We start from the raw sequence: 20,697 nt of genomic DNA, 5'->3' as shown, positions 1-20,697 counted from the left end.
TCGCCGCCTAACCAGCGAGAGCACCATCTCCTGGCGCGACCCGACATCACACGCTAAACGGCCGCTTCCGGGATAAAACATCGGGCGAAAACGACCTCTAAGACCACTGAGGCCACATCAGCACACCTTTCGGCCGACCATGCCGCGAACCCGGAACAGAGGACCTCGGATCGACAACCGTCGTTGATGCGCAACAACTACCGAGGACGACGCGGTGAAGGACCCGGGACCGTGGCCGGGGGGACGTCACGAATAGGTGACACACGCACACAATGAGCACACCTGGACTCACTATTGACGCTAGCGTCTGTGCTCTTGAGCCGTCCTGGGGGGACACGTGACCAACCCGTACACCACGCCGCAACAGCCGCCGGCCAGAACCGGGTGAGTCGAACCTCTGCATCTCGCAAGAGAATTATGCTACCCAAGGAGCGTTTGCATGGAAGATTCACGTCCTTCCACCCGTCGCATTAGCCGACAAGCTGTATTAGCGGCGGCTGTCGTCGCACTTCTCGTCGGCACAACCCTGATCGCGCCGACCGCATCGGGTGCCGAAGCAGACTCGCCGGTGCTGCAAATCATGACGTACAACCTCGAGGGTCGGGGCACCGCCGGGCCAAGCTGGAAGAACCGCAGGCCGGTCGAGCGTGCGATGTTGCGGCGGGCGCAGCCGCAGATCGTCGACACTCAGGAAGGCGACCACACGCAGGTGAAGCAGGTCGCCGCTGACCTCGGCGAGAACTACGGATGGATCGGTAAGGGACAAAACGGCGGCCACAAGGGGATTATCAACGCGATCTTCTTCGACAAGCGCCGCCTGAAGGTCCTCGGGCACAACACGTTCTGGCTCTCGGCCACACCCACCAAGGTCGGCTCGAACACGTGGGGTGCCAAGCACATCCGCACCGCCACCTGGATCCACTTCCAGGACAAGCAAGACAACGGCCGCGACTTCTACGTCCTCAACACTCACTTCGACAACGGAAAGGGACAGCACCCCGACGACGTACGCCTCAAGAGTGCCAATCTCGTGGGAAGGTGGATCGCCCGCCTCCCCGCCTCCAAACCAGTTCTGGTGTCCGGCGACTTCAACTCCGCCGCGGAGAAGACTCAGGTCTACACACGACTACTCAACCGCGGCGGACTCGTCGACACCTGGAAGACCGCCGCTACACGCGCCAATGAGTACGGAACGCACACGGGGCACAAAGCACCCAAACCAAACGGCGACCGTATCGACTGGATCCTCTCCGATCCAAAGGTCACGACCGATCACACGGAGACCAACATCTTCTCCAAGGACGGCCTGACCCCCAGCGATCACCTACCCGTGCAGGCATGGGTCCGCCTGCGATAAGCGGGGTCTGCCATTACGGAAGGAGGACCCGCTGGACGGGGATCCCGGCAGTGCTCGCCTCACGTTCCAGCGGCAGTACCTCGCCGGTACGGGTGACGAAGGACAGGCACAGATCGGGGCGGCGGGACACCATCTGCCGGTCGCGAACCTCGGTGGCCTGGTCGTAGTGGCGCGATCGCCCTGCCGGGTGCACAGGCGTGCCCTGTCCCCTGGTCGCCGGCCTACCAGCGGCGTAGGTCCTTGGTGAGTTCGCGGTGCCACTCGGTGCGGCGCGGCACGTACTCGTCGGGCGCCGGTCCGAGCGCGACGACCTGGTCGGTGATCCCGTAGGTGACCCGGTAGGCCAGGACCTGGGTGGCGAGGTCCATCCGTGCCTGGGTCTTGTGCGCCGGTGGTACGGGACCGAGGACGGTCACGAACCACATGGGCAGCAGGGCGCGGTCGCGGATCGCGTCGGCCAGGCGGCCGCGCAGCAGCCAGTTCAGTTTCCGCTCCGCCTTGTCGCCCTGCTCGATCAGCGACGCCTTCGCCTGCCTCAGAGTGTCGTCCAGGGCCAGTGCGGCCCGGGCGGCGTGGGCGGGGCCGACCAGCGGCGCCGGCTGCTTCTGGACCTCGCCGCGCGCGTCTTCATCCCCGTCACCGCCGTCGACGACTGCGACGGGGAGACGTGCGCGCACTCCTTCCTGGCCGCAACGCTCGGGCGACCGCTGCTGGAGATCCTGTGCCACGGCGTGTGCCTGGCCAACACGCCGGGTGTCGCCGAGACCATCGTCCGCTTCACCGAGAACATCCTCACCGAGGACCACGACGACGTCACCGACGTCCTGCGCCAGTTGGAAGCCGCGGGGATGAAGCAGGCGACGCAGGCGCACCCGGCGCACCACCCCACCGCGTAGCCGCACCACCGGACGGCGGTGGTGCGGCACGGCACGCATCCCAGGCGCACACCACCGCACCGCACCGCACCGCACCGCACCACCGTGGTGCGCTCCGCCGGCCTCGCCGCACCGGGCGCGCCACGGCCGGCGCCGCGCCCCTGCTGTCGACTTCGCTCAGGGCAGGGATCAAGGGCGGCCTCGGCTATGGCCTCGTCCTGGGTCTCGTCTACGGCCTGGCCGTCGCCCTCGCCCACCCCATCCCCGTCCGCTCCGCGGTCCGCCCCACCGACCTGCTCCAGACCGACCGCACGGCGGTGGTCCGTCTGTCGCTCCTGGGCACGCTGACGTTCGGACTGGTGGGATGCCTCTTCTACGGTCTCGATGGCCAGTTCCTGAACTGGTTCGTGTTGACGACCGTGGGCGGACTGGGTGTCGGCCTCGCGTACGGGCTCGGCCTGACCGCCTGGGGCCACTGGGTGACCTTCGCCCGTATTGGTTGCCCCTGACCGGCCGGCTGCCGCGCAACCCGGACGCCTTCCTGAAGGACGCCCATCACCGAGGCGTCTTGCGCCAGGCAGGCGCGGTGTACCAGTTCCAGCACGCCCGGCTCAAGGACCGGCTGACCAGGCAGTGACACCGCGTCCGTCCAGGCTTCGGAGGCCTTGCCACGGTGACCTGGGGGCATCACTCCGTACGCGTCGAAGGGCGGTCCGAGGATGGCATGTCCACGTCAGACGTGCAGTTCGACCGGGTGCAGGCGGTGCCACACCGTGTGCCGGCGGGTGGCCACCGGCGTGGTGTAGCCCCTGATCAGCAGCGTCTCGCCGCCGCGGGACAGCCGCATGCGCGGCGGCTCCAGCCGGTGGCCGGCCAGGATGTGGTTGAGGTCGTCCCAGGTCATCATCCCGGCGACATCGAGGGCGCCGGGTACGTGGCGGTGTTCGCGGTGCAGTGTCTGGGCGAGGAAGTCCTCGCCCAGACACGCCGCGATGGACATGCGCGTCATCGCGTCAGAGCTCCCGATCGTCAGTCGTTGCTGTCGCTCTTGCCGGTGCCGCCGCCGTCCGAGGGGATGGCGTTGCGGCCCCGGGCGGCGACGATCGGCCGACGAGAGCGGACCCGGCCGCCGGTCGACGGCACGGCGGGCGGGGGCGTGGCGGGACTCTGCATGAGGACGCTCCTCCTGAGCGGTCGGCCGGGTCCTGGATAGCCGCGGCCACGAACACCGCCAGTACAGCCGCGAACAACACCGGCGATAACCCCGTGACGGGCCCCCACGGTGGGTATGGTCGTTGGGGTGACGCACCGTCATTTCACGACATTTCTGAGGGCCTTGTGGACTTACCGCCGTCACCCGCCCAAGTGCCGCACCGCCTGCTGACCGATCCCGCGTTCGTCCGGGCACCGTGTGAGCGGGACTTCACCACGGTGTTCGCCATGGCCCACGACGTGGGGATCTCCTTCAGCGCCTTTCTGAGCTGGGCATGACATGACCCGCGGCCCCGTCCTGCCAGCGGTAGAGGTCGCGCAGCAGGCAAATTTCGGCGCCGTGATGGATCAGCTCCCTGTTGACGTGCAGGACCCTGTTCTCCATGGGAAACCGCTCGGGACCCATCGCGGGCGGATTGTCTAGGTCGGCGTCCGAGAGTTCGCGGACCCCCGCCTTCCATCTCCCGTACATCTCATCGAGCTGTTTTAGCGCCTCGTCAGCGGTCCCCGCGTAGGCGAACGCCTCGGCGTCGAAGTCCTGGCCGTCGAAGTACCATTCGACCCGATAGGCCAGGCACGAGACGATGATGTGCGCCAGCCGCCAGGCAATCGTGGTCACCGGCGCCGGCTCCGGGGCAGGGGACGCGGAGTCCATCGTCCACTCCCCTGAACCCGCCGACGTCGGTGCGGCCGACGTGCCACGTGGGCGGATGCTCCAGCAGCCGCGCACCGGCTCCCAGAAGTACTCCTCGTCGGTAAGACCGTCCAGCCGTGGCCGCAGGTTCTTGCGCCAGCACCAGTCCAACTGCTCCGCGAGCCGCTCGCTTCTTGTCATTGCCGCACACTACAGATCCGTCGAGCAGAGCGTGCCGGCCTGGTGGACGCAGGACGACTCCGGCTATGCCGTCCGGCAGCGCGACCTGGGATTTCCGGGCAACAGGACACCGGTCTCGATGTTGCCGGTTGCGCTGATGAGCCACGCGCTGACCACGCTCGGGGACACCCGCCGCGCCCGGCAGAGTCAAGAGCGGGCGCTGGAGCTGTCCGCGCCGACCAGCACCATGACGCGCACCCTGCTGAACATCGACGCCGCCGCCTGTGCCCGCCACGACGGCGACATCGAGCAGGCGTGCCACCGTACGGTCGCCGCCCTGGCCTCACTGCCGACGGACTACCGCACCGGCCTGGTCCGCCGCCGCGCCCTGGACCTCTACGAGGCGATCCCCACCGCGAACACAACGCCGTCCGGGAGTTGCGAGACATCCTCGCCGTCTGAATCAGGCACGCTCTCACAGCGGACGGGCAAGCCCAGTCCCCTCGCAGTGAACGCAGCGCCCTCCGCCTGGCGTGCTGCGGGCGCCAATGGTGGCCGGCGGCGCTCTGGAAGAGCCGGGTGAGGCCGACGATATGGGCCGCATGCAGCGGGAGCTCCGGCCGTTTACCGAGCGTGACATCAGGGCCGGTGTAGCGGGTGCTCCAGGAGAAGCCGTGGGTCAGCGTGCGGATCGTCTCGTGCAGGTGGTGCATCGTCTGCGCGCCGGACACTTGTATGCGGGCCGAGAGCACGATGTCGGTGACCAGCGCAAAGGACACCAGCGCGGCCGGCCTGGCGAGCGGCCCGATCCGGCCCACGGGTTCGGGATGCGTGCGCTGGAGCCGGGCCGGGGCGTGCAACAGGCTGCCCGTCAGATCCGGCCGCGGTCTCTTCTCGGCTACGCCTCATACGGCCTGTGCAGGGCAGGCTGCGCGGCGGCCTGGAGACGGGCGGCTTCGGCAGCGGCTTCCTGTCGGGCGATGTCGTCGGCGTGGCAGGTGCTGCACACGGACACGTCCCCGGCGTTCCAGGCCGTCTGCGCGGTGGTCTCCTCCCAGTGCTGGTCAGTGAACTTCCGTCCGCACCGCTTGCACACGGGACGCCGTGCCTCCCGCTCAGCGGCCCGGCGCCGCCTGTCCTCCGCGTCGGCGCGGGCCTCCTGGTCGCGGAAGAGGACGTCGCCGTCGGAGACCCGGGACCGTCGCCCGACGCGACCAGGCGGACCATGAAGAACACAAGCTGGACATAATCTGAACATGACATATCGCCACACCATGCGGGCGACACGACGGGCCGCGTCAGGGGCCGGCTCAGGTCCAGGGGTTGGTGTCGGCGTCGCCCGTGGTCACGTCGGTGGTCTGCGGGGCGGCAGCGGTGGTGCGGGGGTGAGCGGTGGCCTCGGTGGGGGCCAGGGCCGTCAGGGCCGCGCCGACGGCGATGACGGCGGCGACGGTGGCCGCGAGCTTCTTGACGGGTGCGTCGGTGTTCCTCATGGTGGTCTGCTTCCTCTCCCTGGGGTCTCCCGGCTGGTGCCGGTCGATGAAGGGAAAACTAGCGACCGCCGTAATCCCACCATTTTGACGGCGCTATCCCGCCTGGATAGTCTCCGAGGGCTACCACGTCGTCGCAGTCAGGTGGGGTCGAACCGGGATACCGCGACCTGTGCCCCGTAGGTCACCTCCTGTTCCCACAGATGCCAGCACACCCGCTCGATCCCCCGTTTCAGATAGCGGCGGTAGGTGCTGAAGGACAGGGAGAGCTCGCGGGCCACGGTCTGCTGGGTACTGCCGCCCTCCACGTACGTGGCCCAGACGACGGCTCGCTGGATCTTCGCCTTGGGGTCCTCGTCGATCGCCTCGACGGCGCGCACGATCAGCTGGCGCAGGTTCGCCTCGGGGGCGCCGGGGCGGCGGGCGACGAAGGATGCGTGCAGCAGCGGGTTGGCGGCCAGCCTCTCCCGCTGGTGCCAGTCGCGCAGCGCGTCGTGCACGGCACGGTCGAAGGACGCCCGGGACAGGACGGTCGTACGCGGCAGGCCGGCGACCCCGGGAGTGCGCAGTCCGAAGAACATGCGGTCGTCCAGCAGGTCGCCCCACTCGTCGATCCGGTTGGTGCCCCAGTCACGGGCGAAGAGCCGCACCCGCTGCTCCGCGAGCAGGGGTCCGCTCGGCAACTGGCGGAAGTCCGCGAACTCCAGGAGCCGCACGGACCGCTCGTCCACGCCGCTGACGGCGTGCACCGACCACTCCGGCTGGTTGAGTCTCAGGAGCTTCCGGGTGACGCAGGCGGCCATCCGGGCTGAAACGGTGGGCAGTTCCGGTGCGCGCCTGCGGACCAGTGCGAACCGCACCAGGTGCACCTGGTGTCCGGGGCGCAGCTCACGGCACGCCTCGATGTGGTCGCGCGCGACGGCGACCACGGGGTCGACCACCGTCTCGACCGCGTCCCACCGGTCGAGGGTCAGCACGCCCAGGATGCCGACGAGGTCGCCGGTACGGACCGACCGGTACAGGCGGAAGCCCGCGGGCTGCCGGTGCAGCCAGAAGTCGACGGCTGCGGCGCCTTCCGGCCCCAGTTCCCGGTGGGCGAAGTCACGGACCGCGCGGTCGTCGTCGGCTCCGTAGGGTGTCTCGTCCACCGTGTCGTCGTCCTCGTCCCAGTCGAAGCCGGGGAACCGTCTGCCTCTGGTCTGGATGTAGTTGAAGGCGCCGGCGGCTCTGAGGGAGGTCGGTTCGGGGCGGTTGCGGACCAAGTGCTGGAGATAGGTCCGCACCGTCTTGTGCAGGGACAGGTAGGCGTCGGGCGCCCGCCATCTCAGGTCGCGGTCCAGGGCCTCCGCCACCACGGGCAACAGGCGCAGCCCGGATCGCCGGCTGAGGGCGTAGGGTTGTTGGCGTATCCAGCCGAACAGTTCGTGGGCGTCGTCGGGCCGGAAGACGCGCAGCAGGTCCTCGGTGGTGTCGGGGACGTGGGCGCAGATCTCCAGGGCCTGCCGGTGGGTGGCGGACGGCACGGGGCCCAGCACTCGTTCGAGGAAGTCCTGCACGACCTCGGGAGAGGGCCGCCAGTCGCCCCCGGACGGGGTGTCCCGGTCCTGGCCGACGAGCCGCAGCGCGAGGGGGTGGCCGTCGGCGAAGGCGAGCCGGGCCGGGCGGTCGGTGACCCGGCCCGGGGTGCTGTCCCGCAGCAGGTGCGCCGACTGGGACCGGGAGAGCCCGCTCAGGCGGTGGACCCGGAAGGTGCCGTCCCAGGAGAGGTCGGCCTGCCACGACAGGCTCGGTGGCCGACGGCCGGCGAGCACCACCACCGACCCCGGCGGCAGCCGCGGCAGGAACTGGTCCCTGATCCACCCCGCCAGCGGTTCGAGGCGGTCCACGGCGTCGACGAGCAGGACCTGCGGGGCCGTGCCGGTGAAGCCCGCCGCGGCGCGGAACGCCTGCTCGGTCGGCTCGATCAGCTCCGCGTCCACCTCGGTGACGGTGCGTCCGCGCTGTGCGGCCTCCAGGGCGAAGCGCCGCAGCAGCGCCGTCTTGCCGATGCCGCTGGGGCCGTACAGCGTCAGCACCGGGACGGCGCCGGACGAGTCGTCGAGCGCGGCGCGGAAAGCTTCCAGTTCGTCCTCGCGGCCCACAAAGCGGCGCAGGAAGGTCTGCTGTCGGGCATGCAGGGGGGGCGCGGCGCCGGTAGGCAGCGCTCCCCCCACCGGTGCGGGGTTCATTCGGCGGCCGGGGCCTCGATGCCGTCGGCGGAGCGGACGGGGTGCAGCCGCGCCCGTAGCCGCGCGGCACGGGCCTGCTCCTCGACCATGCCCAGTCTGCCGAACACCTCCACCGCTTCGGCCAGCAGGGAGCCGGCCCGCTCCGCCCGTTCCGCGCGCAGGGACAGGGCGGCGAGGTCGACGCGCACGGAGGCTGCGCCCGCCTGGTCGAGGATGCCCTCGCGCAGGGCGAGCGCCCGGTCGAAGAACTCGGCAGCGCCGGTGAGTTCGCCCAGGTCCGCGTGGATCCGGCCGAGGTCGTGCAGCATGTATCCCTCGCCGATCACATCGCCGTCCGCAAGGACCATGTGCAGCCCCTCGGACAGCACCTTGCGGGCCTCCTCGAACTGCTTCCGGTACACGAGGAGCTGGCCCACGCGCAGGAGCACCCGGGCCTGTCCGCCGACGTAGCCGAGGCCACGCCAGATCTGCAGCGCCTCGTTCAGCTCCGTCTCGACGCGCCGGACGTCGCCCTGCCGGAGCAGGATGACGGCCCGCTGGATGAGCACGGTGGCGCGGGCCCACGGGTCGCCACAGCGGTCGAAGCACCCCTGTGCCTCTTCGAAGAGGCGCATCGCCGAGCGGTCGCGGCCGGTGAGCCGGGCCACGATGCCCAGGTCGCGGCGGCACAGGCCGAGTCCCTTGTCGTGCCCCAACTGCTCGAAGAGCTCCGCCGCCGCGGTCAGTGCCTCGCGGGCCCCGGGCAGGTCGCGGCGGTTGAGGTGCAGCGACCCCAGGGAGGCCAGCAGGGCGGCCTCCCCCAGGCGGTTGCCGCGGCGGCGGACCACCGTCAGCGCCTTGCGGTGGGTGCGGTCCCAGTGGTCTAGGTAGCCGCGCGCCTCGTGCAGCGGCGCCAGATTGACGGCGAGTTCCCACGCGTACTCGTCCTCGCCCTCCTCCGCGAGTCCTTCCACGGTCAGGCTCAGGTTCTCCAGTTCGGTGTCCAGCCACTCCAGCGGCCGGGCAAGGACGGTGGAGACGTGACGCGCGGGCAGGTGCCAGTGTTCGGCGGAGCCGGGGAGGTATCAGGTGCCCAGGATGCGGCGCTGGGCCTCGGTGATCAGGGAGAGCCAGGCGCCGCCCACCCGGCGGACCGCGGCTGCGCGCTCAGCCTCGTCCGTCTCGGCGGCCAGCCGGTCGCGGGAGAACAGCCGGATGATGTCGTGGAAGGCGTAGCGGAGTTCACCGTCCGCATCGGCGCCGGCGACATCCAGCATCTGCACGTCGATCAGCGGTTCCAGGACGTCGGACGGGTAGGGTGTGGCCGGCATGCCGCCCAGCAGCGCGTCCGCCATCCAGCCGGGGAAGGTGGAGCCCTTGGTGAGGCTGAGCAGGCGCAGGAGCCTGCGGTCCGGCTCGGCCAGCCCGTCGTAGGTGAGGGAGAGGCTGGCGCGGACCGTCATCTCCCCGTAGGTCAGTTCGTCCAGGCGCCGGCTCTCGTCGGCGAGGCGTCGCACCATCGACGCCAGAGGCCAGAACGGGCGGGCCGCCAGGCGTGCGGCCACGATGCGCAGCGCCAGCGGGAGTCCGCCCACGGCGGCGACGAGTTCCCTGGCGGCCTCCGGCTCGCGCTGCACGCGGTCGACTCCGACAACGTTGCCGAGGAGTGCCAGCGAGTCCTTCTCGTCGAGGATGTCCAGGGCCACGCGGTGGGCTCCGGGCAAGGCGGTCAGGCGGGCCCGGCTCGTGACGAGGACGCCGCAGGAGCGGCTGCCCGGCAGCAGCGGAAACACCTGCTCCTCGCTCGCGGCGTCGTCCATGACCACCAGGATGCGCCTGGCCGCGAGCATGCTGCGGTAGATCTCCCCGCGTTCCTCCAGGGAGTCCGGGATGGCGGGTCCGGGCAGGCCCAGGGCGCGCAGGAAGCGGCCCAGGACCTCGCGCGGGTCGATCGGGTCCGCGCTGCCGCCGCGCAGCCGGCAGTAGAGCTGGCCGTCGGGGAAGTGGGAGTCGGCGAGTCGGTGGGCGACCCGGGCGGCGAAGGTGCTCTTGCCGATGCCGGAGCGGCCTGCGACGACGACGATGCCGGTGGACCGGTGCGGCGAGGTGTCGCTGAGCGCGGCCTCGGCCTCCGCGACAAGGTGTTTGTGGCCGACGAAGTCCGCCGTGTCGACGGGCAGTTGCCGCGGGGCGGGGCCGCGCACGGCGGCCGGCCGGTCCTCGGGCGGCGGTGTGCCGTCCGGGTCCGCGGCGGGCAGGCTGGTTCGTCCGGGGCCGGACGCGGGGGTGTGCGGCAGCCACAGCGACGGGTCCTCGACGAGGATGGACTGTTCGAGCCCGCGCAGTTCCGCGCCGGGCTGGAGCCCGAGTTCGTCCTGGAGCAGCGTGCGCGCCTCGCGGTACACCTCCAGCGCCTCGGCCTGGCGGCCGGAGCGGTAGAGGGCGAGCATCAACTGCCCCCGGAAACGTTCCCTCAGCGGATGGTCGCTCACCAGGCGGGCTATCTCGGCGGTCAGCTGGCGATGGCGGCCCATCTCCAGTTCCAGCTCGATGAACGACTCGGTCGCCGCCAGGCGCTCCTCGTCGATGTGCTGGGCGACGCGGGCGAGCGTGTCACTGGCGATCCCGTAGAGACACGGTCCCTGCCACAGGGCGACCGCCGCGCGCAGCGAGCCGGCCGCCTCCGCTGTCTTGCCCTGTCCGGCCAGCGTGTTGGCCTCGACCACGGTCCGCCGAAACACGTCAAGGTCGAGCGCGGAGTCCCCGATCTGGAGCACATAGCCCGGCGCCCGGGTCACAATGGCGGCCTCGACGCCGGCGGCGGCCAGTGTCTTGCGCACCCGTGAGACACAGATCTGCACCTGGGTACGGGCCGTGTCCGGCGGTTGCTCGTCCCACAGCAGCCGGATGAGCCGGTCCCGGCTCTGCAGCCTGCCGTTCTCCAGCAGCAGGGCGGCGAGCACGGCCTGTTGCCGGCCTGCGGCGAGGTGCACCGTCCGTCCACCGATTAAAACTTTCAGTTCCCCGAGAACCTGAAAGGCTGGCCCCGCGCTCCGGTCACGCAGCGCGAGGTGTGCTCCGAACATGCATCGCCTCCCTTGCTCGCCACAGGCCACGGCACGTCTGACCACGCCAAGTTTAGATCGCCGACCGGGTGGCGGGCGGCTCTGAGCAGTAACTGGACAACCGCGGTGGGCAGCGGGAACGGGGGGCCGGGCGCGGACCGCGGCGTCGCGCGAGGCGTCCTGCGCCCCCGTCCGGCCTTGGTCCAGCGTCCAGACTGATCATTTTTGGTCAGCTTCCGAGCATCGGTTGACCATCCCCGCAGCCGGGATAGCGGGGCGATAGCACCGAGTTAACGGGATGCCGAAGGGTTGCCGGGCGGGGGCCTTCGGCGCCGGCGCACCTTTTCATCGATGACGAGAGGTCGGTCTTCCAGTCATGAGACGCGACGGACTGCGGATGTCGCCCGCCGGCACGACGGCGACGGCAGCCGGGGTGAAGCACGTGCCGCTCACGTACCACTACCTGGACATCGGCGACACCGACGGGTACGCGTCCTTCACCGACAAGGACGTGACCCTCGACCACCCCGGCGCAGCGCTCCGCCGGGGCCGCGACGCGGTGCTCAGCGCCCACGCGGCACAGGCCACGCTGCTCAGCCGGCATGAGCTGACCGCCGTGGTGGCCGACGAGGACATGGTTGTCGCGCTGGGCCGGGTGGTGCGGTCGGTGCCCGGCGGCGACGGCCCTGCCGTGCACGGCGCGGACTTCGCGGACGTGTTCACCCTGTCCCGGCAGTCCCTGGTCAGGACGTGCCGCCGCTACTACTACGCCCCGCCGCCGGACCCGTCGGCCCCGCTGCCCATCCGGTACTGAACAGTCGGGCGGTGAGTGCCCACGGGGCATTCGGCGGCAGACGGTCGTTCGATGACGTGCGGGAGGAGGGGACCGTCACGGTCCCCGCCTCCCGCAGGTCACGCCTGCTCCCGTCCCGCCAGCCGGGTGAAGTTGTCCTCGCCGCGCCCGGACTCGACGACGGCACGCAGGCGCTCCTCGACCATGCCGGCGACCGGCAGGTCCGGCGCCAGCCCGAGGACGTTGCGGATGTCCTTGCGGGCCAGCCGCGCGCTGAACTGGCGTGGGTGGCGGTCGGCCAGCATCTGCTCGCCGAACCGCTCCAGCATCCGACTCGATCCCGACGACGCCTTGAGCGCGTCCAGCACGGTGGCCGGTTCGAGGCCGAGCCGGCCGGCCAGTTCGAACCCCTCGCCCAGGACCAGTACGTTGCCCAGGTGAATGACCTGGTTGACCAGCTTCATCGCCTGTCCCCGGCCGAGGCCGCCGGTCCAGAACACGTGGCCGCAGACGGTTTCGATGAACTCGCGGACCTCCGCCGGGAGGGCGTCCGGGGACGCTCCCGGATACCCCGTGAGCCGTCCGTCGGCGGCCAGTTGCACACTCCCGGAGACCGGGCAGTCGACGTATCCGATGCCGCGCGTGGCGAGTTCCCCGGCGGCCTCGGTGGCCGAGAGCGGGTCGTGGGAGGAGAAGTCCACCACGAAGGCGGCCTCCTCGATGTCCCGGACGACATCCATGACGTCGTCGCCGGTGGGCAGGCACAGCCCGACGAGTGGGGCGTCACCGCGGTGCGCCCCGGCGGACAGGCCGCCCGCGCGGACGAACTCGGCGACCCGGCCGCGCTCGTTGCCCGCGCGCACCGAGTGACCGGCGGACACGAGGTGGGAGGCCATCGGCAGGCCGAAGACGCCGAGGCCGTACCAGTCGACGCTGCTCATCGGCGGCCCAGCTCACCGCCGCAGTCCTCGACCGCGGGGAACCCGTCGGAGAGGAAGACCGTCTGGGCCATCATGCGCAGTCCGGACATCTTCTCGCGGAACGCCTCGATGGTCTCCTCCGGGTGGATCGTGTCGATGACGGCGTTGTCGCCGAAGGAGTTGAACTGGTGGGCGGTACCGCGCGGGATCTGGAGGTCCACGATCGAGGACTCCGGCACCCAGAAGCTGTACCGTTCGCGGGTGCTGTCCGGCATCAGGTCGCGCTCCACCCGGAGCTTGAACGGGGTGACGCCGTCCACGTAGGTGTAGCGGAAGGGCGAGAGCGCGGAGACGTGGATGGTGGTGTCCTGGCCGGTGATCAGCCGCACCATCCGGGCGCCGGTGTGGTAGTGCATCCGCGAACACGCGGCCCGCTCACCGACGTTGAACAGATCCATGATGTACCGGCTCGCCGTGTACCCGTCCGTCGGCTTGGCCAGCATGTACACATGGCCCTCTTCGAAGTACTGGGCGCGTACGACGCCGTCGTCGTCCGGGGTGAGAGCGGTTTCGGCGACGTGCCCGTCGCGGACCACCTTCGCCATCGCGTGCACCAGCGCGTTGGCAGCGACGGCGGGCAGCGAGGCGACCGGAGTCACGATGCAGGCGCCCGCGTCCTGGAACTCGTCGAGGTCGTGGACCTCGTTCTCGTCGTCCGGGTTGGCCTTGAGGGGGTTGGCGGTCACGAGTTCTCCGTTTCCTGCCTGGCGGCGAGAGAGAAGGGGAAGGTGGCGCCCTCGGCCACCTCGCCGGCGAGTTGCCGGCGGATGAGCTTTCCGGTGCTGGACCGGGGGATGCGGTCGGTGAACACGATGCGGCGCGGGAGGGCGTTGGCGGACACGACGGTTTTCAGGTGCCGGTAGATGCCGTCCTCGCTGCTGTTCGGTGACACCACCACGGCGGTGACGGTCTCGCCCTCCACGGTGTCGGGGACGGCGACGCAGGCCGCGTCCCGCACGCCGCCGATCTGGAGCAGCGCGCGCTCCAGCTCCTCCAGGGAGACGGCCTCGCCCCGCACCTTCGCCATGTTCTTGCAGCGGCCGGTGATGACCACGAAGGGGTCGGGGCTCTCCGGTGACTCGACCTGGTAGCCCAGGTCTCCGGAGCGGAACCAGCCGCCGCTGAACGCCTCCCGAGTGGCGTCGGGGTTGCCCGCGTACCGGGACATGACGTTGTGCCCGCGCATCCGGATCTCGCCGGTCTCGCCGGTCCGGGCGCGTTCGCCGGACTCGGTGAACACGGCGACCTCGTTGCCGTACATCGTGGTGCCGATGGAGGGGATGTCGGTGTCGAGCATGAGCCGCCGGTACTCGCCATCGGAGAGGTCCACCGGCACCGTGGCGGAGAAGTTGGTGGTCTCGGTGAGTCCGTAGCCCTGCACCACCCGGGTGCCGAACGTGCGCCGCACCTCGGCGCAGGTGCGTGCGGACAGCGGCGCGGCGGCGGTGAGGAAGTACTCGAAGCCGGCGGGGAGGCGGGGCTCGCGCCAGGTCTGCAGGAGCGAGTCGAGCACGCTGGGCACCGCACTGGCGAAGCGCGGGCGGTACCGCTCGACCTGGCCCGGGTACTTGAACGGGCTGAACGCGCGGGCCAGCACGGTGTGGGAGCCGGAGAACAGCGGGGAGAGCAGCGTGGTGTGCACCCCGTTCGCGTGGTGGATCGGCAGGAAGCCCAGGATGCGCTCGCCGGGGCGCACCCGGTGGTGGCGCACGAACGCCTCGGCGTTGGCGGCGGCGTTACGGTGGGTCTGCGCCACGATCTTGGAGGCCGCCGTGGAGCCTGACGTGCCGAAGAACAGGGCGTCGGTGTCGGGCAGCACCCCGGGCAGGGCCCCGTGCCCGTGGGCGTCATCCGCCAGCCGGGCCGGGTCGGGCACGGTGACGGCGCCGGGCGGCAGGTCCCGTTCCTCGGCCACCGCGGGCGGGCACAACACGACCGTGGCGGACTGGCTGTCGCTCTGCTCCCGTGCGCGTCCGGCGGGGTCGCCGGGGTTGAGCAGCAGGCAGCCGGCGCCGGCCCGCAGGATACCGAGGAGGGCGGCGACGGAGACGGGTTCGTTGACCGGCATGAGCGCCACCACGTCGCCGGGTGCCACGGCGTGCTCGTGCCGGAGCCAGCGGGCCAGGCGGGCGCTCCAGGTGTCGATCAGCCCGAAGGTGAGCGTGGTCTCGGTGCCGTCCGTGGCGACGGCGGTGAGGTAGGGGGCATGGGGCGTCTCACGGGCGCGTGCCGCGAGCGCCGCCAGTACCGTGGGGTGGCGAGCGATGTCCTGGCCCGGCGGTATGCCGAGGTAGGTGTGGACGGCTTCGTGGACGTTCGTCGTGTCGGTCATGCGTCGCCCTCGGTGAGGCCGTGGACGGCGGCGGCGACCGAGCGCACGGAGGCGAAGGTGTCGGCCGTGATCAGCGCGGCGGGGAAACGCACGCCGAGGGTGCGCTCGATGTCGACGATCAGGCCGACGATGCCCAGCGAGTCCACACCGCGGTCGTGCAGTCCGGTGTCGGGGTCCCCCGCCGCCCCGTCGGCCCCCGCCCTGACGCGCCGCGTGACCAGTTCCTCGATTACGTCTGTCAGATCCTGCTGCATGATAATGCCTGGTTTTCTCTCGGTCGAGTGACGGCGAATAAGACCGGGCTCAGCGGTCCAAGCGGTCCAGAATTTAGATAGGTCTGCCGGGAAAGACAACAGAGGCCCGGCGTTCACGGGCACGGCGACACCGGTCAAACACTGTTTCGGGCATTTTCCTCTAGTGACGCCCGGGCTGTTCGACCTACGATCCTCCGCAGTTGAACAGCCCTGCGGTATCGCCGCTTCCCGACAAGAGGACAAATGTCGTCACCATCACCACTGAGGCTTTACAATTCCATGGGCCGCGCGCTTGAGAAATTCGACCCGAAGGGGGAAGAGACCAGCATTTTCAGTTGCGGCCCGCTGGTCTTCTCGCATCCCCACCTCGGCATGCTGAGAGGCGCGCTCGGCTTCGACGTGCTGCGGCGTACCCTGCGCTGGAAAGGCTTCCCGAGCCGGCATGTCTTCATGATCACCGACGTGGACAAGGGACGGGCGGACTTCAGGCCCACGGTCCCCGACGAGCTGGCCTCGGCGTCCACCCCGCCCTCCCTGGGCGACATCGGCTCCTTCTACACCCAGGTCTTCCAGGACGACCTGGCGACGCTGAACTTCCTGCCGGCTGACCACTACGCGCGCTCCTCGCAGTACATACCCGACATGATCGACTACGCCCGGGTGCTGGCGGCGAAGGGGTACGCCTACCCGACGGAAACGGGCCTGTATTTCGACACCGCGCGCGCCGCGGGGTACGGAGTGCTGGGAAATCTGAACGTGTCCGCGCAGCGCGAGGGCATAAGCTCTGAACGGCCGGCCGGACTGCGCAACTCCACCGACTTCGCGCTCTGGCGGATCGCGGACCCCGCCCACTCCCGTATGGGCTGGGACTCACCGTGGGGCTGGGGTCTTCCCGGCGCGCACCTGGGCTGCTCCGCGATCAGCGCCACGCTGCTCGGGGACCACGTCGACATCCACACCGGCGGTAAACACCACCGCCAGCTCCACCACGTCAACGAGATCGCGCAGAGCGAGTCCTACCTGGGCGACGGCGAACCGTGGGTGGGTTACTGGCTCCACCACGACATGCTCACGTTCGGGGCGCTGCCCATGGTCCGCGGAAGCGCCCCGACACTCGGGGACATCACCGGCTCGGGCGTGCACCCGATGGCCTGCCGGCTGTTCCTGCTCGGCGGCCACTACCGCAGTCCGCAGGCGGTGACGGCCGACGCGTTCCAGGCGGCGCAGACCACACTGCGCCGCCTCGTCGCGCGTCTGGACCCCGACGACCTGCCGCCCCACGGCGTCGACACCTATGAGGAGGCGCTGGCCCGGATTCCCGCCGCTGACACCGCCGCGGTGCGGCTGCTCGACCGGTTCGACGCCGCCGTCTGTGACGACCTCAACTCCCCCAAGGCACTGGCCGCGCTGCACGAGGCTGTGCGCTCCGCCGACGTGACCCCGCAGGGGCGCCGGGTGCTGCTCGCCGCCGCCGACTCCGTCCTGGGGCTGCGGCTGCGGTCCCTCTCCCCGGCCGACCTGACTCCTCCGAAGCCCATGGTCCCGGCGGTAGCGCACGCCTGACGGCACCCGCACGCACCACCCGTTCCGCCGCTTCCCACACCCAAGGAGACATCCCATGGACATGACCCGAGCACTGGAAGACCTCGGAGTCACCCGCACCCCGCTGGACGCGTCGACGAGCCGGCAGCTGGACGAGGACGGCTTCGCCTTCCTGCCCGGCGTGCTGACGCCGGAACTGACCGGACGACTGCGCGACCGGCTGGACGCCCTGCTGGCGGCCGAAGGGGATCGCGCCGGCACCGAGGTCGGCCAGGAGGCGGGTACCGCCCGGATGTCCGACCTGGTCAACAAGGGCGAGGTGTTCGACGTCTGCTTCACCCACCCGCTGGTCCTGGCGGCCGTCCACCGGGTGATCGACGAGTTCAAGCTGTCCTCGCTCAGCAGCCGGGCGGCCCTGCCGGGCCAGGGCCATCAGGCGCTGCACGCCGACTGGCCGGGCGCCGATCTGCCGCCCGGCGACTACCAGGTCTGCAACACGATGTGGCTGCTGGACGACTTCACCGAGGAGAACGGTGCCACCCGGCTGGTACCGGGCTCACACCGCTGGGGCAAATCCCCCGCGGAGGGCATGGCCGACCCCACCGCGCCGCACCCCGACGAACAGCTCGTCATCGCCCCGGCGGGGTCGCTGCTCGTCTTCAACGGCCATCTGTGGCACGGCGGCACGCTGAACCGCTCGAACCGGCCGCGGCGCGCCATGCACGCCTACTTCACCCGCCGCACCAACCCCCAGCAGCTGGACCAGGCCGCGTTCGCCCGCCCGGAGACCCTGGCCCGGCTCAGCCTCGCGGCCCGGTTCGTGCTGGACATCTGAGGAGCTGCGTACCGCATGCGCATTCACCACCGCACCGTGGGCACGACGGCCGGCCACGCCCGCCAGGGGCCGCGCCAGGTCCACGCCTACAAACTGGACAACGGCAGCGGTCTGAGCGTGGAGGTGTGGACGTACGGCGCCACCCTCGTGTCCGTCCTCGTGCCCGACCGCGACGGCCGACGGAGCAATGTCGTACTGCGCCAGCCGGCGCTCGCCGACTACGAGGCCCGCAAGGGCAGCCCCTACCTCGGGTCGACGCTGGGCCGCTTCTCGCGCAGCGTCGACCGGGGCCGTTTCTTCCTCGACGGCGTGCCGCACCGGCTCGACCTCAACGACCGCGGCCACCACATGCACGGCGGCGCCTTCGGCTTCGACCGGCTGGTCTGGGACGCCGAGGCGGCGCACGACACCGGCTCGGTCGCCGTCCGGCTCCGCCTGCGCAGCCCGGACGGCGACCAGGGGTACCCGGGCGAACTGTCCGCCGAGACCACCTACCGGCTGTCCTCCGAGGGCGAGCTGAGCTTCGAGCACCGGGCCACCACGACGGCGCCCACCATCGTGGACCTCACCAACCACGCCTACTGGAACCTCGCCGGACGCGACCGCGTCGACGGCCACCGCCTCGCCCTGAACGCCGAGGGGATCATCCGGTACGGCGAGCGCATGGTGCCCGTCGCCGGCCCGCCGGACCCCGTCCGGGGGACCCCGTTCGACTTCACCCGCGCCAGGACCATCGGCGCGCTGCCCATCGACCGGTTCTTCGTGCTGGCCGACGCCACCTGGGCGGCCGAGCTGAGCGACCCGTCGAGCGGCCGGCACATGCGGGTGACCACCGACGCGCCGGGCCTGGGCATCTACACCGCCGACCGGCACGGCCAGTTCCGGGAGGGCGTCTGCATCCAGGCCAGCGCCCTGCCCGACGCCCCCAACCGGCCCGACTTCCCGCCGGTCAGGCTCGACCCGGGCGAGACCTATCTCAGCCGCACCACACACCGGTTCGGCATCGCCTGACCGGCCCGGACACCCCCATGGACAACAGACGAAGGTGACCCATGAAAGTTGGACTGCACATCCGGGACTACTCCTTTCCCGGCGGACCGGCGGCCACCGCACCGACCCTGGCCCGCATCGCCCGCCAGGCGGATCGGGCCGGATTCGCGTACATAGCGGTACCGGACCACTTCTTCCAGGTCAGCTCGGTGGGCCCGACGGAGCTCGACATGCTGGAGGCGTACAGCACGCTCGCCTTCCTGGCTGCGCACACCGAACACGCCCGTCTCCTGGCGCTGGTGACGGCCGTGACCTTCCGGGACCCCGGGGTGCTGGCGAAGACCGTGAGCACTCTGGACGTGCTCTCCGGCGGCCGGGCGATGCTCGGCGTGGGAGCCGGCTGGAACAAGGAGGAGGCGGCAGGGCTCGGCCTGCGCTTCCCTGAACTGCGCGCCCGGTTCGAGCAGTTGGAGGACCTGCTGCGGCTGTGCGCGCAGATGTGGGACGACGACGAGACCCCGTTCCTGGGCAGCCATGTGCGCGCCGAGCGACCGCTCAACCGGCCGCGCACCCTCAGCCGCCCGCACCCGCCGGTCCTCGTCGGCGGCGAGGGGGAACGCAGGACGCTGCGTCTGGTCGCCAAGTACGCGCAGGCGTCCAACTTCTTCTGGACGCCGCGCCTGCCGGGCAAGCTCACGGCGCTGCGGGAGCACTGCGAGCGCGAGGGCCGCGACTACGACGAGATCGAGAAGACCGTCTACTACGAGTTCGACCCGGGACCGCGCGGCGAACGGGTCGGCGTGATCCTCGACGACCTCGCCCGGATGGCCGACGCGGGCCTGTCCACCGTCTTCGGTCCGGTGCCCGACGCGCACACCGGGACGCCCCTCGACCTCATGGCCGAACACATCATCCCCGCCGCCGCGAAACTCTGAAACGGAGAAACCTCATGACCATCCACGCGGACACCGTGCGCTTCGGTGTCCACTCGGGCCAGCTGCACGGTAGTTGGGAGGCGTCGCTCGAACTGTGGCAGGCGGCCGAGGAACTGGGCTACGACTGGATCTCGCTCTTCGACTTCCTGCGCCCGCACGCCTACGCCCCCGACTGGCCCTGCTTCGAGGGTCCCACGCTGCTCGCGGGGCTCGCCGCCCGCACCAACCGCATCCGGTGCGCGATGCTGGTGTCCCCGATCACCTGGCGGCATCCCGCGATCATGGCGAACATCGCTTCGACCATCGACCACATCAGTGGCGGCCGGCTGGAGTTCGGCGTCGGCGCGGGCGGTACCGACCGGGGGTACCGGCAGTACGGCATCCCGTTCCCCGAGGGCCGGGTGCGCCTGAACATGCTGGAGGAGGCCTGCACGGTGCTGCGCAGCCTGTGGGACGAGGACAGCACCACGTTCCACGGCACGCACTACCGGCTCGACGACGCGCGGCTGGCGCCCAAGCCGCTGCAGGCGCACCTACCGCTGGTGGTCGGCGGGGATGGGGTGCGCCGCACGGCACGGATCGCGGCCCGCCACGCGGACACCTGGAACGCGCTGCCGGTCAGCCCCGAGGTGTACCGGGGCAAGCTGGACGCCTTCCTCAAGCACTGCGGCGAGGTGGGCCGGGACCCGGGCGTGGTCCGCAAGTCGATAACGTTCCGCGCAGTGGTCGGCGACTCGCCGGCGGAATTGCGGCACCGGTCGCCGGCTCAGATGGCCGGCACGCCCGACGACCTCCGCCGGCAGTATTTGAGCTTCGGGTCCCCCGACGACTGCTTCGACACGCTCAAGGTGTACGCCGACATGGGGGTGCGGGACTTCCTGCTCGCGGTCAAGGCGCCGGTCGACTGGAAGACGGTGACCCTGGTGGCCGAGCAGGTGGCACCGCGCTTGCGCGCGTACGTGGCCGGCGGCTGAGCACGCCCCGGACGGTCGATGGCCGTGTGTGCCGGGGTGTCC

22 protein-coding genes and 1 pseudogene are annotated in these 20,697 nt (G+C 70.6%); 11 read left to right on the top strand and 12 right to left on the bottom strand.

The annotated features are described in order from the left end of the window. Nucleotides 1-439 precede the first annotated feature (439 nt). Nucleotides 440-1,357: an endonuclease/exonuclease/phosphatase family protein gene (locus IF37_RS0128900; protein WP_030748823.1), complete on the top strand. Its 918-nt coding sequence runs from the start codon at nucleotides 440-442 to the stop codon at nucleotides 1,355-1,357. 221 nt (nucleotides 1,358-1,578) lie between these two features. Here IF37_RS0128900 and IF37_RS46025 read toward each other — a convergent pair whose 3' ends face one another. Next, a complete protein-coding gene (locus IF37_RS46025; RefSeq protein WP_253915879.1) occupies nucleotides 1,579-2,034 on the bottom strand; it encodes a hypothetical protein in 456 nt (151 codons plus the stop codon). A 54-nt stretch (nucleotides 2,035-2,088) separates the two neighbouring features. Here IF37_RS46025 and IF37_RS44650 point away from each other — a divergent pair, with 54 nt between their 5' ends. From IF37_RS44650 to IF37_RS44645, 3 genes are all read left to right on the top strand, one after another. Continuing rightward, nucleotides 2,089-2,253 (top strand): hypothetical protein, encoded by a 165-nt coding sequence (locus IF37_RS44650; protein ID WP_158727410.1) that lies wholly within the window; start codon nucleotides 2,089-2,091, stop codon nucleotides 2,251-2,253. Between the two features lie 296 nt (nucleotides 2,254-2,549). After that, nucleotides 2,550-2,741: a hypothetical protein gene (locus IF37_RS40980; RefSeq protein WP_052845426.1), complete on the top strand. Its 192-nt coding sequence runs from the start codon at nucleotides 2,550-2,552 to the stop codon at nucleotides 2,739-2,741. Then, a complete protein-coding gene (locus IF37_RS44645) occupies nucleotides 2,732-2,869 on the top strand; it encodes a hypothetical protein (RefSeq protein WP_158727409.1) in 138 nt (45 codons plus the stop codon). Before IF37_RS40980 ends, IF37_RS44645 begins: the two co-directional genes overlap by 10 nt. A 180-nt stretch (nucleotides 2,870-3,049) precedes the next feature. Here the strand turns inward: IF37_RS44645 and IF37_RS0128875 are convergent. The 3 genes and pseudogenes from IF37_RS0128875 to IF37_RS0128860 form a co-directional block, all read right to left on the bottom strand. Next, nucleotides 3,050-3,241, bottom strand: a pseudogene (locus IF37_RS0128875) (hypothetical protein); the annotation flags it as partial. 20 nt (nucleotides 3,242-3,261) lie between these two features. Then, on the bottom strand, nucleotides 3,262-3,405 hold the full coding sequence (locus IF37_RS45035) for a hypothetical protein (RefSeq protein ID WP_173457018.1): 144 nt from the start codon (nucleotides 3,403-3,405) through the stop codon (nucleotides 3,262-3,264). Nucleotides 3,406-3,697: 292 nt separating this feature from the next. Further along, on the bottom strand, nucleotides 3,698-4,279 hold the full coding sequence (locus IF37_RS0128860) for a DinB family protein (RefSeq protein ID WP_030748812.1): 582 nt from the start codon (nucleotides 4,277-4,279) through the stop codon (nucleotides 3,698-3,700). Between the two features lie 136 nt (nucleotides 4,280-4,415). Here IF37_RS0128860 and IF37_RS46020 point away from each other — a divergent pair, with 136 nt between their 5' ends. Then, nucleotides 4,416-4,841, top strand: a complete 426-nt coding sequence (locus IF37_RS46020) for a hypothetical protein (protein WP_253915878.1) — start codon at nucleotides 4,416-4,418, stop codon at nucleotides 4,839-4,841. Nucleotides 4,842-5,568: 727 nt separating this feature from the next. Here the strand turns inward: IF37_RS46020 and IF37_RS44640 are convergent. The 4 genes from IF37_RS44640 to IF37_RS46010 all read right to left on the bottom strand — a co-directional run bounded on the left by IF37_RS44640 (nucleotide 5,569) and on the right by IF37_RS46010 (nucleotide 10,948). Then, entirely contained in the window at nucleotides 5,569-5,751 is a 183-nt protein-coding gene (locus IF37_RS44640; protein WP_030748807.1) for a hypothetical protein, read from the bottom strand. A gap of 137 nt (nucleotides 5,752-5,888) precedes the next feature. Further along, entirely contained in the window at nucleotides 5,889-7,889 is a 2,001-nt protein-coding gene (locus tag IF37_RS0128840) for an ATP-binding protein (protein WP_158727408.1), read from the bottom strand. Nucleotides 7,890-7,972: 83 nt separating this feature from the next. After that, nucleotides 7,973-8,929, bottom strand: coding sequence for a lipopolysaccharide assembly protein LapB (locus IF37_RS46015; RefSeq protein ID WP_253915877.1), 957 nt, complete (start codon nucleotides 8,927-8,929; stop codon nucleotides 7,973-7,975). 111 nt (nucleotides 8,930-9,040) lie between these two features. Continuing rightward, nucleotides 9,041-10,948 (bottom strand): AfsR/SARP family transcriptional regulator, encoded by a 1,908-nt coding sequence (locus IF37_RS46010; protein WP_253915876.1) that lies wholly within the window; start codon nucleotides 10,946-10,948, stop codon nucleotides 9,041-9,043. A 448-nt stretch (nucleotides 10,949-11,396) separates the two neighbouring features. Between IF37_RS46010 and IF37_RS0128830 the strand changes: the two genes are divergently transcribed. Continuing rightward, nucleotides 11,397-11,834, top strand: coding sequence for a nuclear transport factor 2 family protein (locus IF37_RS0128830; protein WP_079165926.1), 438 nt, complete (start codon nucleotides 11,397-11,399; stop codon nucleotides 11,832-11,834). 98 nt (nucleotides 11,835-11,932) lie between these two features. Here the strand turns inward: IF37_RS0128830 and IF37_RS0128825 are convergent, their stop codons facing one another. Genes IF37_RS0128825 through IF37_RS0128810 form a run of 4 tightly spaced genes read right to left on the bottom strand, consistent with a single transcriptional unit; the run spans nucleotide 11,933 to nucleotide 15,379 of the window. Further along, entirely contained in the window at nucleotides 11,933-12,754 is an 822-nt protein-coding gene (locus IF37_RS0128825; RefSeq protein WP_030748797.1) for an NAD(P)-dependent oxidoreductase, read from the bottom strand. Further along, the gene (locus tag IF37_RS0128820; RefSeq protein WP_037857231.1) at nucleotides 12,751-13,479 is read right to left on the bottom strand and encodes a hypothetical protein; all 729 of its coding nucleotides are present in this window, start codon (nucleotides 13,477-13,479) and stop codon (nucleotides 12,751-12,753) included. Before IF37_RS0128820 ends, IF37_RS0128825 begins: the two co-directional genes overlap by 4 nt. After that, the gene (locus IF37_RS0128815; RefSeq protein ID WP_052845422.1) at nucleotides 13,476-15,125 is read right to left on the bottom strand and encodes a class I adenylate-forming enzyme family protein; all 1,650 of its coding nucleotides are present in this window, start codon (nucleotides 15,123-15,125) and stop codon (nucleotides 13,476-13,478) included. Before IF37_RS0128815 ends, IF37_RS0128820 begins: the two co-directional genes overlap by 4 nt. After that, entirely contained in the window at nucleotides 15,122-15,379 is a 258-nt protein-coding gene (locus IF37_RS0128810) for an acyl carrier protein (RefSeq protein WP_052845421.1), read from the bottom strand. Before IF37_RS0128810 ends, IF37_RS0128815 begins: the two co-directional genes overlap by 4 nt. A 279-nt stretch (nucleotides 15,380-15,658) precedes the next feature. Between IF37_RS0128810 and IF37_RS0128805 the strand changes: the two genes are divergently transcribed. The 5 genes from IF37_RS0128805 to IF37_RS0128785 are packed head-to-tail and all read left to right on the top strand — an operon-like array spanning nucleotide 15,659 to nucleotide 20,655. Next, nucleotides 15,659-16,942: a DALR domain-containing protein gene (locus IF37_RS0128805; protein WP_052845420.1), complete on the top strand. Its 1,284-nt coding sequence runs from the start codon at nucleotides 15,659-15,661 to the stop codon at nucleotides 16,940-16,942. A 55-nt stretch (nucleotides 16,943-16,997) separates the two neighbouring features. Further along, a complete protein-coding gene (locus tag IF37_RS0128800; RefSeq protein ID WP_030748782.1) occupies nucleotides 16,998-17,756 on the top strand; it encodes a phytanoyl-CoA dioxygenase family protein in 759 nt (252 codons plus the stop codon). 15 nt (nucleotides 17,757-17,771) lie between these two features. Continuing rightward, entirely contained in the window at nucleotides 17,772-18,767 is a 996-nt protein-coding gene (locus IF37_RS0128795) for an aldose epimerase family protein (RefSeq protein WP_030748779.1), read from the top strand. 41 nt (nucleotides 18,768-18,808) lie between these two features. Further along, nucleotides 18,809-19,681 (top strand): LLM class F420-dependent oxidoreductase, encoded by an 873-nt coding sequence (locus IF37_RS0128790; RefSeq protein ID WP_030748777.1) that lies wholly within the window; start codon nucleotides 18,809-18,811, stop codon nucleotides 19,679-19,681. A 14-nt stretch (nucleotides 19,682-19,695) separates the two neighbouring features. Further along, nucleotides 19,696-20,655 (top strand): LLM class flavin-dependent oxidoreductase, encoded by a 960-nt coding sequence (locus IF37_RS0128785; RefSeq protein ID WP_030748774.1) that lies wholly within the window; start codon nucleotides 19,696-19,698, stop codon nucleotides 20,653-20,655. The last annotated feature ends 42 nt before the right edge of the window (nucleotides 20,656-20,697 follow it).

The organism is Streptomyces sp. NRRL S-31 (assembly GCF_000718775.1).
In the GTDB taxonomy this organism is placed as follows: domain Bacteria; phylum Actinomycetota; class Actinomycetes; order Streptomycetales; family Streptomycetaceae; genus Streptomyces.
Note: the sequence above shows the minus strand (reverse complement) of the source record. Positions and strands in the feature narration are given on the sequence as shown.

Coding starts and splice junctions, on each gene's coding strand:
- IF37_RS0128790 (WP_030748777.1), top strand. CDS start 18,809: ATGAAAGTTGGACTGCACATCCGGGACTACTCCTTTCCCGGCGGACCG.
- IF37_RS0128800 (WP_030748782.1), top strand. CDS start 16,998: ATGGACATGACCCGAGCACTGGAAGACCTCGGAGTCACCCGCACCCCG.
- IF37_RS0128815 (WP_052845422.1), bottom strand. CDS start 15,125: ATGACCGACACGACGAACGTCCACGAAGCCGTCCACACCTACCTCGGC.
- IF37_RS46020 (WP_253915878.1), top strand. CDS start 4,416: ATGAGCCACGCGCTGACCACGCTCGGGGACACCCGCCGCGCCCGGCAG.
- IF37_RS45035 (WP_173457018.1), bottom strand. CDS start 3,405: ATGCAGAGTCCCGCCACGCCCCCGCCCGCCGTGCCGTCGACCGGCGGC.
- IF37_RS0128795 (WP_030748779.1), top strand. CDS start 17,772: ATGCGCATTCACCACCGCACCGTGGGCACGACGGCCGGCCACGCCCGC.
- IF37_RS0128785 (WP_030748774.1), top strand. CDS start 19,696: ATGACCATCCACGCGGACACCGTGCGCTTCGGTGTCCACTCGGGCCAG.
- IF37_RS0128825 (WP_030748797.1), bottom strand. CDS start 12,754: ATGAGCAGCGTCGACTGGTACGGCCTCGGCGTCTTCGGCCTGCCGATG.
- IF37_RS0128860 (WP_030748812.1), bottom strand. CDS start 4,279: ATGACAAGAAGCGAGCGGCTCGCGGAGCAGTTGGACTGGTGCTGGCGC.
- IF37_RS0128900 (WP_030748823.1), top strand. CDS start 440: ATGGAAGATTCACGTCCTTCCACCCGTCGCATTAGCCGACAAGCTGTA.
- IF37_RS0128805 (WP_052845420.1), top strand. CDS start 15,659: ATGGGCCGCGCGCTTGAGAAATTCGACCCGAAGGGGGAAGAGACCAGC.
- IF37_RS44640 (WP_030748807.1), bottom strand. CDS start 5,751: ATGAGGAACACCGACGCACCCGTCAAGAAGCTCGCGGCCACCGTCGCC.
- IF37_RS0128830 (WP_079165926.1), top strand. CDS start 11,397: ATGAGACGCGACGGACTGCGGATGTCGCCCGCCGGCACGACGGCGACG.
- IF37_RS0128810 (WP_052845421.1), bottom strand. CDS start 15,379: ATGCAGCAGGATCTGACAGACGTAATCGAGGAACTGGTCACGCGGCGC.